Annotated in this window: 3 protein-coding genes; 1 reads left to right on the top strand and 2 read right to left on the bottom strand. The window is 71.1% G+C overall.

The features are described from left to right. Positions 1–705 (top strand): oligopeptide/dipeptide ABC transporter ATP-binding protein (locus CCN42_RS32785; protein ID WP_086741033.1); only part of this gene is annotated, 705 nt, incomplete at its 5' end. A 136-nt stretch (positions 706–841) separates the two neighbouring features. Here CCN42_RS32785 and CCN42_RS32790 read toward each other — a convergent pair. Both CCN42_RS32790 and CCN42_RS32795 read right to left on the bottom strand, forming a co-directional pair. Beyond that, entirely contained in the window at positions 842–1,345 is a 504-nt protein-coding gene (locus CCN42_RS32790; protein WP_086741035.1) for a DinB family protein, read from the bottom strand. 37 nt (positions 1,346–1,382) lie between these two features. Continuing rightward, positions 1,383–1,776 (bottom strand): oligopeptide/dipeptide ABC transporter ATP-binding protein (locus CCN42_RS32795; RefSeq protein ID WP_143662098.1); only part of this gene is annotated, 394 nt, incomplete at its 5' end.

A 1,776-nucleotide genomic window follows, 5' to 3' on the forward strand; every position in this document is an offset into this window, starting at 1 on the left:
GGCAAGATCATCTCTGGTCCGATGGAGATCAACGGGATCGAGCCGGAGGGCGGCCGGGAGAAGCGGGTCCGCGAACTCCTGGAGACCGTCGGCCTCAACCCCGAGCACTACAACCGCTTCCCGCACGAGTTCTCCGGCGGGCAGCGGCAGCGCATCGGCGTGGCCCGCGCGCTGGCCCTGGACCCGAAGCTGATCGTCGCCGACGAGCCGGTCTCCGCGCTGGACGTCTCCATCCAGGCGCAGGTCGTCAACCTGCTCCAGCAGGTGCAGCGGGACCTCGGCATCGCGTTCGTCTTCATCGCCCACGACCTCGCCGTCGTCCGGCACTTCTCGCAGCGCGTCGCGGTCATGTACCTCGGTAAGATCGTGGAGATCGCCGACCGCGAGGACCTGTACGGCAACCCGCGGCACCCGTACACCCGGGCGCTGCTGTCCGCCGTACCGGAAGCCACGGTCGACGACGACGGCCCGGCTCGTGAGCGCATTCGGCTCACCGGCGACGTGCCGTCTCCGATCAACCCGCCGTCGGGTTGCCGCTTCCGCACGCGCTGCTGGAAGGCGACCGACAAGTGCGCGTCGGAGGCGCCGCCGCTGGTGCAGGTCGACGGCAACAAGCCCGGCCACCTGACCGCCTGTCACTACCCCGAGACGGAGGGCACCGTACCGGCACCCCGGCTCTCCAAGGACCCCCAGGCGGCGGCCTGACAACACCCCTTTTCCGTCAGCCGCCACCACGGAACGGACCTTCACCGGCCCATTGACCCGAGCCCGCGAACGTCCGCTCCCGGGGCAGAAGGCCCGCGCCTCCCCAGGCGCGGGCCTTCGCTGCGTCCCGGGTCCCCTACACGCCGGTCGTGCCGTCGATCAGCTCCCGGAGGATGTCCAGGTGGCCGTTGTGCCGGGCCGTCTCCTCTATGAGGTGGTGCAGGATCCAGCGCAGATCCACGTGGCGGCCGTCGCGGATGGGCCGCTCGGCCTGCGTGCCGAGGTCATGGGCGGCGACCAGCTCCCGGTAGCGGGCGGCCTGCTCGGTGTACTCGCGCAGCAGCTCCGGCAGCGGGATGTCGACCGCGATGCGCATCTCGCGGTCCGGGTCCTCCTCGGTCCACGGGCCCTCGTCCTCCTCGCCGAGGAAGACCACTTGGAACCAGTAGTACTCGACCCACCGCAGGTGGTTGATCAGACCGGAGATCGTCATCAGGGGCGAGCCCGGCAGGGGCGCCGTGCGGGCGCCCTCCGCCGAGACGCCCTCGCACTTGGCGGAGGCCGTGTCCCGCGTGTAGTCGAGGAAGGTGGTCAGCTGGGTGCGCTCGTCCCAGGCGGGAGGCGTGTCGGTGCGTGTCATCGGGGAGAGCATGACCGACCGTCACTCCGCCGTCGAGTCAATTAGTGCCCTCCTCCAGCGCCGCCAGGGCCGGGTCCAGCACGATGTCCTCCGCGCGGGCCTCGATCGTCGGGTCCTCCGGGAAGTGACAGGCCGACAGATGACCCTCGCGGTTGCCCGGCAGCCGGACCAGTGGCGGTTCCTCGGCCGCGCACTTCTCCTGCGCCTTCCAGCAGCGGGTGCGGAAACGGCAGCCGGAGGGCGGGGAGATCGGGGACGGCACGTCGCCGGCCAGGCGGATGCGTTCGCGCGGGCCCGCCGACTCGCCGGCCACGCTCACCTCGGGCACCGCGGAGAGCAGGGCGTGGGTGTAGGGGTGCCGGGGGCGGGTGTAGATGGAGTCCCGGTCGCCGACCTCGATGATCTTCCCCAGGTACATGACCGCGACGCGC

The sequence above is a fragment of the Streptomyces glaucescens genome (genome assembly GCF_002154375.1).
GTDB classification, from domain to species: domain Bacteria; phylum Actinomycetota; class Actinomycetes; order Streptomycetales; family Streptomycetaceae; genus Streptomyces; species Streptomyces glaucescens.

Excerpts from the sequence above, each read along its gene's own strand:
- CCN42_RS32790 (WP_086741035.1), bottom strand. The coding sequence starts at position 1,345 with ATGACACGCACCGACACGCCTCCCGCCTGGGACGAGCGCACCCAGCTG.